Origin of the sequence: Streptomyces sp. NPDC050619, assembly GCF_040654815.1 — a bacterium.
Classification (GTDB): Bacteria; Actinomycetota; Actinomycetes; order Streptomycetales; family Streptomycetaceae; genus Streptomyces.
Map to the genome: position 1 here is coordinate 557,418 of NZ_JBFAIR010000001.1, position 16,957 is coordinate 574,374.

The window sequence follows — 16,957 nt, forward strand, 5'->3', positions numbered from 1 at the left end:
ATAGCGGGATTCACCCGCGTACGGCCTCCACCCGCACCGCGCACGCCTTGAACTCCGGCATACGGGAGGTCGGGTCGAGGGCCGGGTTGGTCAGGGTGTTGGCGCGGCCCTCGCCGGACCAGTGGAACGGCATGAAGACGGTGTCCGGGCGGATGGTGGTGGTGATCCGGGCAGGCGCGACCGCGCGTCCGCGCCGGGAGACCACGGCCACCGGGTCGCCCTCGGCCGCGCCGAGCCGCTCCGCCAGCCGCGGGTGCAGCTCCACGAAGGGGCCGGGGGCGGCGGTGTTCAGCTCGTCCACGCGCCGCGTCTGGGCGCCCGACTGGTACTGCGCCACGACCCGCCCGGTCGTCAGCAGCACCGGGTACTCGGCGTCGGGTTCCTCGGCGATCGGCCGGTGCGAGACGGGGACGAAACGGGCCCGGCCGTCCTCGGTGGCGAACCGGTCGAGGAAGAGGCGGGGCGTGCCGGGATGCATACCCGAGGTCTCGTCGTCCTGCACCGGGTCCTCCCCGAGCACGTCCAGTGACGCGTCCTCGGCGTCCACCGGTGCCGCGGGACACGGCCAGAACACCCCGTCCTCCTCCGAGATCCTGCGGTAGGTGATCCCGGAGTAGTCCGCCGGTCCGCCCGCGCTCGCCCGGCGCAGCTCCTCGAAGACCTCCTCGGGGTCGGTCGGGAAGCCCTTCTCCACACCGAGCCGGCCGGCCAGCTCGTGCATCACTTCCAGGTCGCTGCGCACGCCCTCGGGCGGGGTGAGCGCCTGCTTGCGCAGCAGCACCCTGCCCTCCAGGTTGGTCGTGGTGCCCGTCTCCTCGGCCCACTGGGTGACCGGCAGGACGACGTCCGCGAGGGCCGCCGTCTCGGACAGCACCACGTCGGCGACGGCCAGGAAGTCGAGCGAGCGCAGACGTTCCTCGATGTGCGACGCGTGCGGCGCCGACACCACCGGGTTCGAGCCCATCAGCAGCAGCGACTTGATGTCCGTACCGAGCGCGTCCAGCAGTTCGTAGGCACTGCGCCCCGGCCCCGGAAGGCTGTCCGGGTCCACGCCCCACACCTCGGCGACATGCCGTCGCGCCGCCGGGTCCGTCAGCTTGCGGTAGCCGGGCAACTGGTCCGCCTTCTGGCCGTGTTCGCGCCCGCCCTGCCCGTTGCCCTGCCCGGTCAGACAGCCGTACCCGGACAGCGGGCGGCCCGCGCGGCCGGTCGCCAGGCACAGGTTGATCCACGCGCCCACGGTGTCCGTGCCCTTGGACTGCTGCTCGGGCCCGCGCGCGGTGAGCACCATCGCGGCCTCGGGCTCGCAGAACATCCGTACCGTCTCCCGGAGTTGGGGCACCGACACCCCCGTGATCCGCTCCACGTACTCCGGCCAGTGCGCCATCGCCGCCGCCCGCGCGTCCTCCCAGCCCACGGTCCGGTCCCGGACGTACTCCTCGTCGACCCGCCCCTCGGCGACGATCAGGTGCAACAGCCCCAGCGCCAGCGCCAGATCCGTCCCCGGCCGGGGCGCCAGGTGCAGGTCGGCCTGCTCGGCGGTCTTCGTGCGGCGCGGGTCGATGACGATCAACGTGCCGCCGTTCTCGCGCAGTTCGTTGAAGAACCGCAGCGACGGCGGCATGGTCTCCGCGAGATTCGACCCGACGAGGATCACGCAGCCCGACTTCGGGATGTCCTCCAGCGGGAAGGGCAGCCCGCGGTCGAGGCCGAACGCCTTCATCCCGGCCGCCGCCGCGGACGACATGCAAAAGCGCCCGTTGTAGTCGATCTGGGAGGTCCCCAGCACCACCCGCGCGAACTTGCCGAGCGAGTACGCCTTCTCGTTCGTCAGACCGCCCCCGCCGAAGACCCCGCACGCGTCCGGGCCATGCTCCGTGCGCGTGCGGGACAGCCCCTCGGCGATCCGGTCCAGTGCCTCGTCCCAGGTGGCGGGCACCAGCGTGCCCTCGGAGCGCACCAACGGGGAGGTCAGCCGCACCCGGGACGAGAGCACCGCCGGCGCGGTACGGCCCTTGCCGCACAGCGCGCCCCGGTTCACCGGAAAGTCCACCCGCTCACTCACCTCGACGGTCCCGTCCGGTGCGGGCGTCAGATTCATCCCGCACTGCAGGGCGCAGTACGGGCAGTGCGTGGGCGTAGCGGTGTTCGGCATACCCCTCAGCGTGCTTCGGCCGTGTTACACGCCGGGAGGCTCCGTGTTACACGGCCGGGACGGCGACCTCCCCGCCCCCGCCAGGCTGAAGTGAGGCGTAGGCCCGCCGCAGGTCACCGGGCGCGGTGTGGCGCAGGCCCGCCCAGGTCACCGGCTGTCGGCCAGCGCACGGCTCACTCCCGGTTCCTTCGGCCCGAGGAACCGCGGATCCGGCTCGAACACCGCGTCCAGGGCCGCCTTCCCCGCCGCGATGATCTCCCGGGCGCCCCCGTAGTACCAGGTCACATCGTGTACGTCATCGACACCGACGCCGTACGACGTCACCCCCGCCGCCTGGCACAGCGCGACCGCCCGCCGGATGTGGAAGCCCTGGCTGATCAGGACCGCCCGGTCGACGCCGAAGATCTTCTTCGCGCGGACGCAGGAGTCCCAGGTGTCGAAGCCCGCGTAGTCGCTGACGATCCGCCCGTCCGGCACACCGTGCCGCGTCAGATAGGTACGCATCGCGTCCGGCTCGTCGTAGTCCTCGCGGCTGTTGTCACCGGTGACCAGGACGACCTCGATCCGCCCCTCGCGATACAGCTTCGCCGCCGTGTCCAGCCGGTGGGCGAGATACGGCGACGGCTCGCCGTCCCACAGACCCGCGCCGAAGACGACCGCGACCTCGGTACGCGGCACGTCCGCCGTCGTACGCAGCCGGTCGCCCGTCACGACGTACATCCAGGTCGCCGGAAGCAGCGCCAGCACGCACGCGGCCATCACGACCTGCACCAGCCGCCGCTGCCCGGTACGGGTGCGCGGCAGACGGGGCCTGCGCTGCTTGGGCAGTCGCATCGAGGCGTCCCTCCCTTCCCTCCCTGGTCGGCCGTTCGACAGACACAGACGTCCGGTAAAGCCGGGCGGTTCGTTGCCGACCACGTGACCAGCCTCACGCCGAACGACGAAACCGCAGGTCGCGGCACCTCACACACCCCCTGCACCCCACCGTGAACCCCCGGAAAAGACCCGTCATTCCCGTGCAACGGGGCGGCAACCTCCCGCCTTCACCATCGGTACATGACGGCGTCGAAACCTCGGCACAGCGAGTCCACGACCCTCCCCGTCGGCAGCCAGCCGCTCCCGGGGGCCCACCTCGACAGTACGGCGCACATCATGAACCGGATCAGCAGCCAGCTCGCCACCCAGCTCAGCCTCGTCTCGCTCGACGGCAGGCGGCGCCCCGAGCCGCCCGCCCTGGTCCTCGTGGCGCACGGCAGCCGCGACCCGCGCACGCTGGCCACCGTGCACACACTCCTCGACCGCATCCGCGAGCTGCGCCCCGGCCTGCCCGTGCACCTCGGCCACATCGAGCTGAACGCGCCCCTGCTGCCCGACACGCTCGCCGCCCTCGGCACCGGCGACGCCGTCCTCGTACCGCTGCTGCTCAGCCGCGGCTACCACGTCAAGCGCGACATCCCCGAGATGGCGGCGGCCGCTCAGGCACGCACGCGCGTGGCCGCCCCGCTCGGCCCGCACCCGCTGCTCGTGGAGACCCTGTACGACCGTCTCGTCGAGGCCGGCTGGCGCACCCGCACGGACGAGGCCACCCGCCGCACCAGCGCGGTCGTCCTCGCCGCGGCCGGCTCCCGCGACCCCGAGGGCGCCGTCGACACCCACCGCACCGCCCAACTCCTCTCCGACCGCCTCGGCGTCCCGGTCGTCCCCGCGTACGCCTCCGCGGCAGCGCCCACGGTAGAGACGGCGATCCGCGCCCTCGCCGCCCGTGGCCGCCACAGGGTCGCGGTGGCTTCGTATTTCACGGCCCCCGGCCTCTTCGCCACCCAGTGCGCGGAAGCGGCCCCTTGGATCGCCTCGGCCCCCCTGGGAACCCACCCGGCCATGGCCGACCTGATCCTGCACCGCTACGACCAGTCATTGGCAGCAACGGCAACAACAGAACCGGCGCTGGCCTCAGCCTGAAAACGCCGGGTGACTATAGCTACCTAGGGGCGCGGGGAACTGCGCGACCAGCCCCCACGCACCCGCACCCGCGACACAACAGCACCCGGCAGACGCAAGGGCGCATTACTGTCAAAACATGGCAGGCACCGCACCCCCCGGCTACGACCCGACGTCAGTCACCCGCTGGGCCACAGAACCAGACAAACGCCCCGGCCGCACCGCCTTCCAACGAGACCGCGCCCGCGTACTGCACTCCTCAGCCCTACGCCGCCTCGCAGGCAAAACCCAAGTCGTCACCCCCGGCACCAGCAACCAGCCCTGGGACGCCACCCCCCGCACCCGCCTCACCCACTCCCTGGAGTGCGCCCAGGTAGGCCGCGAACTAGGCGCAGCCCTCGGCTGCGACCCCGACCTCGTAGAAGCCGCCTGCCTCTCCCACGACCTCGGCCACCCCCCCTTCGGCCACAACGGCGAACAGGCCCTCAACGAATTCGCCGACGACTGCGGCGGCTTCGAGGGCAACGCCCAGTCACTGAGGCTCCTCACGCGCATCGAACCGAAGCGGTTCACCGCGGACAGATCCGTCGGCCTCAACCTCACCCGTGCCGCCCTGGACGCCGCCACCAAGTACCCCTGGCCCCGCGGAGCGCACCCCACCGACCCCAAGTCACCGAAGTTCGGCGTCTACGACGACGACCGGCCGGTCTTCGACTGGGTCCGCGAGGGCGCCCCCGGCACCCGCATCACCTTCGAGGCCCAGGTCATGGACTGGTCCGACGACGTGGCGTACTCCGTGCACGACGTCGAGGACGGCCTGCACGCCGGCCACATCGACCCCGCCTGTCTGCACGCCGAACCCGAACGCCAGGCGGTCTTCGCGGTCGCCATCGGCCGGTACGTCCCCGAGGACACCGACCCGGCCGAGCTCGCCGAGGCCCTCGACCGACTCCTGGCCCAGGAGTGGTGGCCGCACGGCTACGACGGCTCGGCCGTCGCCCAGGCCCGCCTCAAGGACGCCACCAGCCAGCTCATCGGCCACTTCTGTCTCGGCGCGGAGGCCGCCACGCGCGCGGCGTACGGCACTGGCCGGCTGACCAGATACGCCGCCGAGCTCGTCGTACCGCACCAGACCCGCCTCGAGTGCGCGGTCCTCAAGGCGGTCGCCGACCGGTACGTCATGCAGCGCGCCGAGCAGGAGCGGCTCCGTGCCGACCAGCGGATCGTGGTCGCCGAACTGGCCCAGGCGCTCACCGCCCGCGCCCCGGACGGACTGGACCCCCAGTTCCGCGCCCTGTTCGACCAGGCGCCCGACGACCGCGCCCGCAAGCGGGTGATCGTCGACCAGATCTCGTCCCTCACCGACGCCTCGGCCCGTTCGCTTCATGCCCGTATGACGGGGCACCTGTGATCCTGATGGGACCTGATGGGAGAGAAGTGAAGTGAAACCAGCCCGAATGTGACCCTGCGTGGCCTGAACGGGCCACTCCCTCTTCCCGCATCACACTGCGTGCGGGACGCTCGCATGGCGGCACCATTACGAGGAGGCATCAAGTGGTCGACGCTGATCAGACATTCGTCATCGTCGGAGGCGGTCTCGCCGGCGCGAAGGCGGCCGAGACGCTCCGAGCGGAGGGCTTCACCGGCCGCGTGATACTGATCTGCGACGAACGCGACCACCCCTACGAGCGCCCGCCGCTGTCCAAGGGCTACCTCCTCGGCAAGGAGGAACGCGACAGCGTCTTCGTGCACGAGCCCGCCTGGTACGCGCGCAACGACATCGAGCTGCACCTGGGCCAGACCGTCGACGCCATCGACCGCCGCACCAGGACGGTCCGCTTCGGCGAGGACGGCACCGTCGTCCGCTACGACAAACTGCTCCTGGCGACCGGCGCCGAGCCCCGCCGCCTGGACATCCCGGGCACGGACCTCGCCGGCGTCCACCACCTGCGCCGCCTCGCCCACGCCGAACGCCTCAAGGGCGTCCTGGCCGCTCTCGGCCGGGACAACGGCCACATCGTGATCGCGGGCGCCGGCTGGATCGGCCTCGAGGTCGCGGCGGCGGCCCGCGAGTACGGCGCCGAGGTCACCGTCGTCGAGCACAATCCGACCCCGCTGCACTCGGTCCTCGGCCCCGAGCTCGGCAACCTCTTCGCCGAGCTGCACCGCGAGCACGGCGTCCGCTTCCACTTCGGCGCGAAGCTGACGGAGATCGTCGGCCAGGACGGCATGGTCCTTGCCGCCCGCACCGACGACGGCGAGGAACACCCCGCGCACGACGTCCTCGCCGCGGTCGGCGCGGCCCCCCGGGTCGCTCTCGCGGAGGCGGCGGGGCTGGAACTGGCCGACCGCGCCCACGGCGGCGGAGTCGCCGTCGACGACCGGCTGCGCACGTCCGACCCCGACATCTACGCGGCCGGTGACGTCGCCTCCTTCCACCACACCCTCTTCGGCACCCGCCTGCGCGTCGAGCACTGGGCCAACGCCCTCAACGGCGGCCCGGCGGCGGCCCGCGCGATGCTCGGTCAGGACATCCCCTACGACCGCGTGCCCTATTTCTTCTCCGACCAGTACGACCTGGGGATGGAGTACTCCGGCTGGGCGCCCCCGGGGACCTACGACGAAGTGGTGATCCGGGGAGACGCGGGCAAGCGTGAGTTCATCGCGTTCTGGCTGAAGGAGCACCGGGTGCTGGCCGGGATGAACGTGAACGTGTGGGACGTCACAGAGCCGATCCAGCAGCTGATCCGGTCCGGGGCCCAGGTGACCACGGAGACACTCGCGGACCCGCGCGTGCCACTGGACAGCCTGACCTCGTGAACTGACGAGGGCGATCGACTGTCACACCGCACCCGTAGAATTCACGCGTGGCAGGACGGATCAACGACGAGGACGTGAAGGCGGTTCGGGACGCGGTCCCGATCGACGCCGTGGTGTCCGAGTACCTCCAGCTGCGCAACGCGGGCGGCGGCAACCTCAAGGGCCTGTGCCCCTTCCACGACGAGAAGTCACCGTCCTTCCAGGTCAGCCCGAGCAAGGGGTTCTTCCACTGCTTCGGCTGCCAGGAGGGCGGCGACACCATCACGTTCGTGATGAAGATCGACCACCTCACCTTCTCCGAGGCGGTCGAGCGCCTCGCCGGCCAGGCCGGCATCACCCTGCGCTACGAGGAGGGCGGGTACAACCCCTCCCACCAGCGCGGCGAACGCATCCGCCTGGTCGAGGCCCACAAGACCGCCGCCGACTGGTACGTGGAGCAGCTGGCCACCAGCCCGGAGGCCGAGGCCGGCCGCAAGTTCCTCGCCGAGCGCGGCTTCGACCAGGCCGCGGCCGAGCACTTCTCGGTCGGCTACAGCCCCCAGGGCTGGGACCACCTCACCCGCTACCTGCGAGGCAAGGGCTTCTCCGACAAGGAACTCCTCCTCTCCGGCCTCTCCCAGGAGGGCCGCCGCGGCCCCATCGACCGCTTCCGCGGCCGTCTGATGTGGCCGATCCGCGACATCGGCGGCGAGGTCGTCGGCTTCGGCGCGCGGAAGCTGTACGAGGCGGACAACGGCCCCAAGTACCTGAACACGCCCGACACGGCGATCTACCGCAAGTCCCAGGTCCTCTACGGCATCGACCTGGCGAAGAAGGACATCGCCAAGTCCAGCCGCGCGGTCGTCGTCGAGGGCTACACCGACGTCATGGCCTGCCACCTGGCCGGCGTCACCACCGCCATCGCCACCTGCGGCACGGCCTTCGGCACCGACCACATCAAGATCCTCCGCCGGCTGCTGATGGACAACGGCAGCGCCCGCGTGATCTTCACCTTCGACGGCGACGCGGCCGGCCAGAAGGCAGCCCTGCGCGCCTTCGAGGACGACCAGAAGTTCGCCGCCGAGACCTACATCGCCATCGCGCCGGACAACATGGACCCCTGCGACCTGCGCCTGGCCAAGGGCGACGAGGCGGTCGCCGAGCTGGTCGAACCCCGCACCCCGCTCTTCGAGTTCGCGCTGCGCCAGATCGTCCTGCGCTACGACCTGGACACCCCGGCCGGCCGGGCGGCAGCCCTGGACGAGGCGGCGCCGATCGTCGCCCGCATCAAGAACACCGGCGCCCAGCACGAGGTCGCCGTACAGCTCGCCGGCATGCTCGGCATCCTCGACACCCAGTTCGTCGTCAAACGGGTGGCCCAGCTCGCCCGCTGGGCCCGCGACCGCGGCGGCAAGGGCCCGGCACCGGACCGGCAGCAGCGCCCCGAGCAGCAGTACGACACCGTGCGAGCCCCCTCCGGCCCGGCCCTCACCCTCCGCAACCCCGTCTACGCCACCGAGCGCGAGCTGCTCAAACTCGCCCTCCAGCGCCCCGAACTGGTCTCCCCGGCGTTCGACGCCTACGGCATGGACGAGTTCACCGCCGCGCCCTACGCCGCCGTACGCCAGGCGATCATGGACGCGGGCGGCGCGGAGTACGGCGTCCAGGACTCGCAGGAGTACCTGATCCAGGTCCGTGACGCGGCCCCCGACAACGCCGTGCGCGCCATGGTCACCGAGCTCGCGGTCGAGGCGATCATGCGCAAGACGGTCGACGAGCACTACGCGGGCGACCAGCTCGTCACCGTCCGCCGCCGCGCGGTCGAGCGCCGCATCCGCGATGTCCAGTCTCAGCTGACCCGCCTGTCCGCGGGCGGAGACCCGGCCCAGCTGGCCGCCGTACAGAACGAATTGTGGGTACTCCAGCAGTACGACCAGGCGCTGCGGGAGCACGGAGCCGCAGCTCTCTGAGGGCATCGCGGCGGCCAGGGTAACCACCCGGTCACGGACCGGACTCAAAAAGTCACCGCACGCCCCTCGTGGCGGCGATGTGTCGTACTCCACACTGGGTTCCGGTGCCTGAGTCCTCGGAGCGCGGCGGATCCGTCCCCAACGGGTCCCACACCCCCGCGGTTCCGCTCATCGCGTACGGGACGGACAGCGGCGAGGCCGTCGACTCCGCTCCCGAAGTAGCGCTGCCGCACACCTCAGCAGCGATCATCCTGGAGGTCGCCCCCGTGCAGACCCAGACCCTGACCCAGACCGACATCAGTACGGACGGCACGGAAGCGGATACGGAGACCGACGTTCTCGTCGCGGTCCCGCCGCAGAGCCGTGTCGCGCACCACCCCGAGGCGGAGCCGGAAGCCCCGGCCGAGCCGGAAGAACCCCCCGCCGAGGTTCCCGAACTCGTCGAGCCCCCCGAGCCCGCCCGCCCCGCCAAGGCCGACACCAGCGGGCCCTCCTCGGACCTGTTCCGCCAGTACCTGCGGGAGATCGGCCGCATCCCGCTGCTCACCGCGGCCGAGGAGGTCGAACTCGCCCGCCGGGTCGAGGCCGGCCTGTTCGCCGAGGAGAGGCTGCGGATCGCCCCCGACCTGGACAGCCAGCTCGCCCTCGACCTGGACAAACTGGTCGTCATGGGCCGCATGGCCAAGCGCCGCCTGATCGAGGCGAACCTGCGGCTGGTCGTGTCCGTGGCGAAGAGGTACGTGGGTCGCGGGCTCACCATGCTCGACCTGGTCCAGGAGGGAAACCTGGGCCTGATCCGGGCCGTGGAGAAGTTCGACTACGCCCGCGGCTACAAGTTCTCCACGTACGCCACCTGGTGGATCCGCCAGGCCATGTCCCGCGCGCTGGCCGACCAGGCCCGCACCATCCGCGTCCCGGTCCACGTCGTGGAACTCATCAACCGGGTCGTCCGCGTCCAGCGCCGCATGCTCCAGGAACGGGGCTACGAACCGACCCCGGAAGAGGTCGCCGCCCACCTGGACCTGGCACCCGAGCGAGTCAGCGAAGTGCTGCGCCTGGCCCAGGAACCGGTCTCCCTGCACGCACCCGTGGGGGAGGAGGACGACGTCGCCCTCGGCGACCTCATCGAGGACGGCGACGCCACCTCGCCCGTCGAGTCGGCGGCGTTCCTGCTGCTGAGGGAACACCTGGAGGCGGTCCTGTCGACCCTCGGCGAACGCGAGCGCAAGGTCGTCCAGCTCCGCTACGGCCTGGCGGACGGCCGCCCGCGCACGCTGGAGGAGATCGGCCGCATCTTCGGCGTCACCCGGGAGCGCATAAGGCAGATCGAGTCGAAGACCCTGAACAAGCTCAGGGACCACGCTTTCGCGGACCAGTTGAGGGGTTATCTGGACTAGAGGGGGGCCGCTCTTCCCGCGCGAGCGGCCCCCGCACGACGGTCAGTCGACCTCGGCCACCGCCTGAGCGAACTGCGCCTGGTACAGCCGCGCGTACGCCCCGTCGGCCGCCAGCAGATCGGTGTGGTTGCCCTGCTCCACGATCGAGCCGTTCTCCATCACGAGGATCGTGTCCGCGTCCCGGATCGTCGACAGCCGGTGCGCGATCACGAACGACGTCCGCCCGTGGGCGAGTTTCGCCATCGCCTTCTGGATCAGCACCTCGGTCCGGGTGTCCACGGAACTCGTCGCCTCGTCCAGCACCAGGATCACCGGGTCGGACAGGAACGCCCGCGCGATGGTGATGAGCTGCTTCTCACCGGCGCTGACCCCGCTGCCCTCACCGTCGATCACGGTGTCGTAGCCGTCGGGCAGCGTCCGCACGAACCGGTCCGCGTGGGCCGCCCGCGCCGCCTCCTCGATCTCGCCCCGGGTGACCTCCCTGGACGCCCCGTACGCGATGTTCTCGGCGATCGTGCCGCCGAACAGCCAGGTGTCCTGGAGCACCATGCCGATCCCGGCCCGCAGTTCGTCCCGGGACATCCGCGCGATGTCGACGCCGTCGAGGGTGATGCGCCCGCCGGAGACGTCGTAGAACCGCATGAGCAGATTGACCAGCGTGGTCTTGCCGGCGCCCGTCGGGCCGACGATCGCGACCGTCTGCCCGGGCTCCACCTTCAGCGACAGATCCTCGATGAGCGGCTTGTCGGGGTCGTACCGGAAGGACACACCCTCCAGCGCCACCCGCCCGCGCAGTTCCTCGGGCCGCACCCCCGGCACCGGATCCGCCTCCTGCTCCTCCGCGTCCAGGAGTTCGAAGATCCGCTCGGCCGAGGCGACGCCCGACTGCACCAGGTTCGCCATGGAGGCGACCTGGGTCAGCGGCATCGAGAACTGCCGCGAGTACTGGATGAAGGCCTGCACATCGCCGATGGACAGCGCACCGGCCGCCACCCGAAGCCCGCCGACGACCGCGACCAGCACGTAGTTCAGGTTCGACACGAACATCATCAGCGGCTGCATGGCCCCGCTGTTGAACTGCGCCTTGAACCCGGCCTCGTACAGCGCGTCGTTCTGCTCGGCGAACTGCGCGGCCGACTCGTCCTGCCGTCCGAACACCTTCACCAGGTTGTGCCCGGTGTACATCTCCTCGACGTGCGCGTTGAGCTTGCCGGTGACGCGCCACTGCTGCACGAAGTGCGGCTGCGACCGCTTGCCGATGCTCCTGGCCACGACGAACGACAGCGGCACGGTGACGAGCGCGACCAGCGCCAGCAGCCAGGACACCCAGAACATCATCACGAGCACACCGATGATGGTGAGCACCGAGTTGATCAGCTGGCCCATCGACTGCTGGAGCGTCTGCCCGATGTTGTCGATGTCGTTGGTGGCCCGGCTGAGGACCTCACCGCGCTGCCGTTTGTCGAAGTACGACAGCGGCAGCCGCGACAGCTTCGTCTGCACGTCCTCGCGCATCCGGTACATCGTCCGGTTGACCGCACGGTTCACCAGCCGGGTGGCCGCCAGCATCAGCAGACCGGCCACGACGAACACGCCGAGCGCGAGCAGCAGCACCTCGCCGACGGCGCCGAAGTCGATGCCCTTGCCCGGAGTGAAGTCCGTGCTCCTGAGCATGTCGGCGACGGAGCCCTCACCCCGCTCGCGCATCGCGTCGAGGACCTGAGCCTTGCTCTCCCCGGCCGGCATCTGCCGCCCGATGATCCCCGCGAACACCAGGTCGGTGGCCTTGCCGAGGATCTTCGGCCCGATGACCGACAGACCGACGCTCACCACCACACACAGCAGCAGCGTGTAGAGGGTGAGCCGCTCGGGCCTGAACTGCGCGACGAGCCGCTTGCCCGACCCCTTGAAGTCCATGGAACTCTGGTCGGGACCGCCCCCGGCCATCATGCGCCCCGCTGGGCCCGCCATCAGGCAGCCTCCGCTTCCGTCAGCTGGGAGAGCACGATCTCCCGATAGGTCTCGTTGTCCGCCATCAGTTCGTGGTGCTGCCCGGTACCGACGACCCGCCCCTCGTCGAGGACGACGATCCGGTCGGCCCCCCGGATGGTCGACACCCGCTGGGCGACGATCACGACGGTCGCCTCGGCCGTCTCGTCGGCCAGCGCCGCACGCAGGGCCGCGTCGGTCGCGTAGTCGAGCGCGGAGAAGGAGTCGTCGAAGAGGTAGATCTCCGGGCGCCGGACGAGGGTACGGGCGATGGCGAGACGCTGGCGCTGACCGCCCGACACATTCGTGCCGCCCTGCGCGATCGGCGCGTCGAGCCCGCCCTCCAGCCTGGTCACGAAGTCCTTGGCCTGCGCCACCTCCAGCGCGTGCCACAGCTCCTCGTCGGTGGCGTCCGGATTGCCGTAACGGAGATTGGTGGCGACCGTCCCGGCGAACAGATACGGCCGCTGCGGCACCATCCCGACCGTCTTCGCCAGCAGGATCGGGTCGATGACCGACACGTCCACGCCGTCGACGAGCACCTCTCCGTCGGTCGCGTCGAACAACCTCGGCACGAGCCCGAGCAGCGTGGACTTGCCGCTGCCGGTCGAGCCGATGACGGCGGTGGTCTCGCCCGGCCGGGCCACCAGGTCGATCGACTTCAGCACCGGCTCCTCGGCACCGGGGTAGCAAAAACCCGCGCCCCGGAGCTCCAGATGACCGTGCCGGCGCAGCTCGCGCACGGGAGCCGTCGGCGGAACGACGCTCGAGGAGGTGTCCAGGACCTCCTGGATGCGCTCGGCGCACACCTCCGCGCGCGGCACCATCATGAACATGAAGGTGGCCATCATCACGGACATCACGATCTGCATCAGATAGGCGAGGAACGCGGTCAGATCGCCGATCTGCATGTCCCCGCCGTCGATGCGGTGCGCGCCGAACCACACCACGGCGATCGACGACAGGTTCACCACCGTCATGACGATCGGGAACATCAGCGCGAGCAGGTTGCCGCTGGCCAGGGCAGTGTCGGTCAGGTCGGCATTGGCCTTCCGGAACCGCTGCTCCTCGTACTCGTCCCGCACGAAGGCGCGGATGACGCGGTTGCCGGTGATCTGCTCACGCAGCACCCGGTTGACGGTGTCCAGCTTCACCTGCATGGACCGGAACAGCGGACGCAGGGCGCGCACAATGAGCGTCAAGCAGATCGCCATCACCGGCACGACGGCGACCAGCACCCCGGACAGCGGCACGTCCAGACCGAGCGCCAGCACGATGCCGCCCACACACATGATGGGCGCCGACACCATCAGGGTGAACGTCATCAGGGCCAGCATCTGGACCTGCTGGACGTCATTGGTCGTACGGGTGATCAGCGAGGGAGCGCCGAACTGGCCGAGCTCGCGCGCCGAGAAGGACTGCACCCGGTCGAAGACGGCGGCCCGCACGTCCCGGCCGAGCGCCGAGGCGGTCTTGGCGCCGTAGTACACGGCACCGACGTTGCACACGACCTGCACCAGCGAGATGCCGATCATGAGGGCGCCGAACGAGAGGATGTAGCCGGTGTCACCCTTCACCACACCGGTGTCGATGATGTCCGCGTTCAGCGTGGGGAGGTAGAGGGTGGCGCAGGTCTGCAGGAACTGAAGCAGCACCAGCAGGGCGATGGGTTTCTTGTAAGGCCTGAGGTAGTTGCGGAGAAGTCGTATGAGCACGCTGTGTCTCTCGGGTCGGCGGTGGGGGCGATCGGCGGTGGGGGGTGATTGGTTGCCCCTGGCCCCTATCGTCGGACACTCCACCGGTGTTACCTCAACCGATTAACCCAAGAGGTAGGTGCTATGGGGGGTGCTACAGACGGGGGTGCTACAGGCGGAACACCCCGGGATGGGTCTGATCCCGCACCGACACGAACTGCTGGCGTACCGCCTGCCCCACCGCCAGCTCCTCGCCGGGCTCCAGGACCTGCGCCGCCGCGCCCTGCCAGGGCGGCGGGGTACGCGGATCGAGGGTGCCCTGCGACACCCCGAGCGCCCAGGCGGCCTGCCGGGCGGCACCGATCGCCGCGTAGTCCGCCGGCTGCGGTACGACGACCTGCGCCCCGAACAGCGCGGGCGCCGCCGCCTGCACGGCGGGCAGCTCGGCGGCCGGCCCGAGCAGGAAGACCCGCCGCACCTCCACGCCCCGGCCGCGCAGCACGTCCAGCGCGTCCGCGAGCCCGCACAGCATGCCCTCGAACGCGGCCCGCGCCAGATGCTCCGCCTTCATCGACTCACGCCTCAGGCCCGACAGCGTCCCGGCGGCGTGCGGCAGATTCGGCGTCCGCTCACCCTCCAGATAGGGCAGCAGCACCAGCCCGTGCGCCCCCGGCGTCGACTTCATCGCCAGGTCGGACAGGCTCTCCAGATCGGCCAGCCCGAGCATCTCGGCGGCCCCGCGCAGCGTCCGTACGGCGTTCAGCGTGGTGACGACCGGCAGGTGCATGCCGGTCGCGTCCGCCAGGGACGTGATCATCCCGGTCTGGTCGACGAGCGCCTCGGGGTGAATGGCCATCACGGACCCGGAGGCCCCGAGGGACACGACGGCGTCGCCGAGACCGAGCCCCAGCCCGAAGGCGGCGGCCATGGTCTCGCCGGTCCCGGCGGAGATCAACAGCCCCTCCGGTGTCGTACCGGCCGCCTCGGAGGGCCCGATCACCTCGGGCAGCATCACCTGGTGACCGAGCGCCAGCTCGACCAGATCGGGCCGGTAGCCGCCGGTGGCGGCGGACCAGTACCCGGTCCCGGAAGCCCCGCCGCGATCAGTGGTCCGTCTGACCGGCCGCCCGAGCAGCTGCCACACCAGCCAGTCGTGCGCCTGGAGGAGGACGGCGGTGCGCAGCGCGGCCTCGGGTTCGCTCTTCGCGAGCCAGCGCAGCTTGGTCACCGGCTGCGCGGCCTGCGGCACACTGCCCACCGCCTGCGCCCACGCCTCGCGCCCGCCGAGCGCGTCGACAAGATCGGCCGCCGCGACCTGCGCCCGCTTGTCCCCGCCGACCATCGCCGGCCGCACGGTGTTGCCCTGCGAGTCGAGCGGTACGACGGCGTTCTGCTGCGCCGAGACGCCGATCGCCTGCACGCCTTCGAGCAGCCCGCCGCCCGCCGCCTCGCCCAGGGACAACAGCCAGGCCTGCGGATCGACATCGGAGGGCCGCGCGCCGCCCTCGGTGGTTTCCACCGGATGCGGCGCGTATCCCTGCCTGAGCACGGCACCCGTGTCCGTGTCGCAGACCACGATGCGTGTGAAATCGGGCGAACTGTCCAACCCGGCGACTATCCCCATGGCCGAAATTCTGCCGTATCGCCGCGTTGGCTTGGGCCATGGGCGCCGTCGGAGTGCGTGTCGAGGGGCGGGTGCGGGTGCGTTGTGGCTGGTCGCGCCCGCGCGGCGGAGCCGCAAATGTCCACAGCCCCGCGCCCCTGAAAGAGTCGCTGTGCCCAGCGCCGACGAGGTGCCGTCAGGTGTCGCTGGTGCCCCAGTCGTCCGCGCCGCTGCCGTTGGTGTTGCGTTCGCGGAGGGTGCGCACCCGCTCGGCGACGGAGTCGGGGACGCGGTCGCCGACCTTCTCGCTCACCGCGTGGTACGCCTTGCCGGCGAACTGGCGGCCCTGCTGCGCGGCCGACTCCGCGGTGTTGCGGACGGCGGGGTTCTGCGAGACCTGGCGTGCGGACTTCTTCAACTGCTCGTAGCGCTCGCGGCCGGCCCTGGTGCCCAGCACGTAACCCAGAGCCAGTCCCGCGACGAACGTGAGTCGGTAGCGCATGGCGGCCACCCTTCCCTTGTATAGGTCGTAGGCGCGGTGTCGGTGCCGGGGGAACCGATTGGCGGAGCACCCCCCTGCTTGCGCTAATGTATGTGTCGCAGCGAGCGTCCGCCCTCTGGCGAATACCCAGGTAGCTACGTTCGATGCAACGAGGCATTCCTCCGTAGCTCAATTGGCAGAGCAGCCGGCTGTTAACCGGCAGGTTACTGGTTCGAGTCCAGTCGGGGGAGCTCGGTCCTCCGTAGCTCAATTGGCAGAGCAGCCGGCTGTTAACCGGCAGGTTACTGGTTCGAGTCCAGTCGGGGGAGCATGCTGAACGAGGGCCCCGTAGGGGTCCTTTTTCATGTCCGGGGGAACCGCCCGGGGCGCGGCGCAGTCCTCAAGGTCGTGAACGCCGTGCGAAGCCGACCATCCGAAGCAGGAGATCGTATGAGCGGCTATGCTGCGGCAGACGGCGCGCACACATGTACGCGACACGCCGCGTCGGGGCGGTAGCTCAGCCGGTTAGAGCAGCGGACTCATAATCCGTCGGCCGTGGGTTCGAGTCCCACCCGCCCCACCTGTGCAGGGTCCTGACCTGCGGAAACGTTCATCCTTGGGTTGATGTTGCTCTGACCTGCACGTATGCGCCCGGAAACGTAGCTGGTGAGGCGTGTTCTGGTCGGCTCTGCAGCGGCGTTGAGGGCGGCGACGGTCCAGATCGCGGTGGTGATGCCGTAGGCGTCGGCGAGGAAGCCGGCGAGGAGGGCGCGACGGCGAAGCCGCCGCCGCGCCACAGGCGGTAGACCCCGACGGCGCGGGCGTGCCTTCTCGGTCCCGTCTCCGGTGCGCACTTCAACCCTCAGCACGTCGAGCGAAGAGTTCGGTGGGGGTCCTCTGGGTTGTGGACCGCTCGGGATGTGCCTTGGCC

11 protein-coding genes and 3 tRNA genes are annotated in these 16,957 nt (G+C 70.5%); 8 read left to right on the forward strand and 6 right to left on the reverse strand.

Translation table 11 applies throughout. From position 1 onward, the window contains the following. Positions 1 to 10: 10 nt before the first annotated feature. Positions 11 to 2,155 carry a molybdopterin oxidoreductase family protein gene (locus tag AB0I77_RS02465; protein ID WP_363280402.1) on the reverse strand — a complete coding sequence of 715 codons (2,145 nt, stop codon included), beginning with the start codon at positions 2,153 to 2,155 and terminating at the stop codon, positions 11 to 13. A gap of 147 nt (positions 2,156 to 2,302) precedes the next feature. Continuing rightward, positions 2,303 to 2,989 (reverse strand): ElyC/SanA/YdcF family protein, encoded by a 687-nt coding sequence (locus AB0I77_RS02470; RefSeq protein ID WP_363280403.1) that lies wholly within the window; start codon positions 2,987 to 2,989, stop codon positions 2,303 to 2,305. A gap of 318 nt (positions 2,990 to 3,307) precedes the next feature. On the opposite strand from AB0I77_RS02470, the gene AB0I77_RS02475 reads away from it, so the two are divergent. The 5 genes from AB0I77_RS02475 (at position 3,308) to AB0I77_RS02495 (ending at position 10,259) form a co-directional block, all read left to right on the forward strand. After that, positions 3,308 to 4,114, forward strand: a complete 807-nt coding sequence (locus AB0I77_RS02475) for a sirohydrochlorin chelatase (protein WP_363280564.1) — start codon at positions 3,308 to 3,310, stop codon at positions 4,112 to 4,114. 118 nt (positions 4,115 to 4,232) lie between these two features. Further along, positions 4,233 to 5,504 (forward strand): deoxyguanosinetriphosphate triphosphohydrolase, encoded by a 1,272-nt coding sequence (locus AB0I77_RS02480; RefSeq protein ID WP_363280404.1) that lies wholly within the window; start codon positions 4,233 to 4,235, stop codon positions 5,502 to 5,504. Between the two features lie 143 nt (positions 5,505 to 5,647). Next, complete coding sequence (locus AB0I77_RS02485) at positions 5,648 to 6,913, forward strand: FAD-dependent oxidoreductase (protein ID WP_363280405.1); 1,266 nt, start codon at positions 5,648 to 5,650, stop codon at positions 6,911 to 6,913. 47 nt (positions 6,914 to 6,960) lie between these two features. Then, positions 6,961 to 8,862, forward strand: coding sequence for a DNA primase (gene dnaG, locus AB0I77_RS02490; RefSeq protein WP_363280406.1), 1,902 nt, complete (start codon positions 6,961 to 6,963; stop codon positions 8,860 to 8,862). Positions 8,863 to 8,966: 104 nt separating this feature from the next. Next, complete coding sequence (locus AB0I77_RS02495; protein WP_363280407.1) at positions 8,967 to 10,259, forward strand: RNA polymerase sigma factor; 1,293 nt, start codon at positions 8,967 to 8,969, stop codon at positions 10,257 to 10,259. A 42-nt stretch (positions 10,260 to 10,301) separates the two neighbouring features. Here AB0I77_RS02495 and AB0I77_RS02500 read toward each other — a convergent pair whose 3' ends face one another. From AB0I77_RS02500 to AB0I77_RS02515, 4 genes are all read right to left on the reverse strand, one after another. Continuing rightward, positions 10,302 to 12,230, reverse strand: coding sequence for an ABC transporter ATP-binding protein (locus AB0I77_RS02500; protein WP_363280408.1), 1,929 nt, complete (start codon positions 12,228 to 12,230; stop codon positions 10,302 to 10,304). Continuing rightward, entirely contained in the window at positions 12,230 to 13,963 is a 1,734-nt protein-coding gene (locus AB0I77_RS02505; RefSeq protein ID WP_363280409.1) for an ABC transporter ATP-binding protein, read from the reverse strand. Before AB0I77_RS02505 ends, AB0I77_RS02500 begins: the two co-directional genes overlap by 1 nt. Before the next feature lie 148 nt (positions 13,964 to 14,111). Then, on the reverse strand, positions 14,112 to 15,566 hold the full coding sequence (locus tag AB0I77_RS02510) for an FGGY family carbohydrate kinase (protein WP_363280410.1): 1,455 nt from the start codon (positions 15,564 to 15,566) through the stop codon (positions 14,112 to 14,114). 175 nt (positions 15,567 to 15,741) lie between these two features. Then, on the reverse strand, positions 15,742 to 16,047 hold the full coding sequence (locus AB0I77_RS02515; RefSeq protein WP_363280411.1) for a YtxH domain-containing protein: 306 nt from the start codon (positions 16,045 to 16,047) through the stop codon (positions 15,742 to 15,744). 157 nt (positions 16,048 to 16,204) lie between these two features. On the opposite strand from AB0I77_RS02515, the gene AB0I77_RS02520 reads away from it, so the two are divergent. The 3 genes from AB0I77_RS02520 (at position 16,205) to AB0I77_RS02530 (ending at position 16,606) form a co-directional block, all read left to right on the forward strand. Beyond that, positions 16,205 to 16,277, forward strand: a tRNA-Asn gene (locus tag AB0I77_RS02520). Between the two features lie 5 nt (positions 16,278 to 16,282). Further along, positions 16,283 to 16,355 (forward strand) — tRNA-Asn (locus tag AB0I77_RS02525). 177 nt (positions 16,356 to 16,532) lie between these two features. Beyond that, positions 16,533 to 16,606: transfer RNA gene (locus AB0I77_RS02530), tRNA-Ile, on the forward strand. Positions 16,607 to 16,957: the final 351 nt, after the last annotated feature.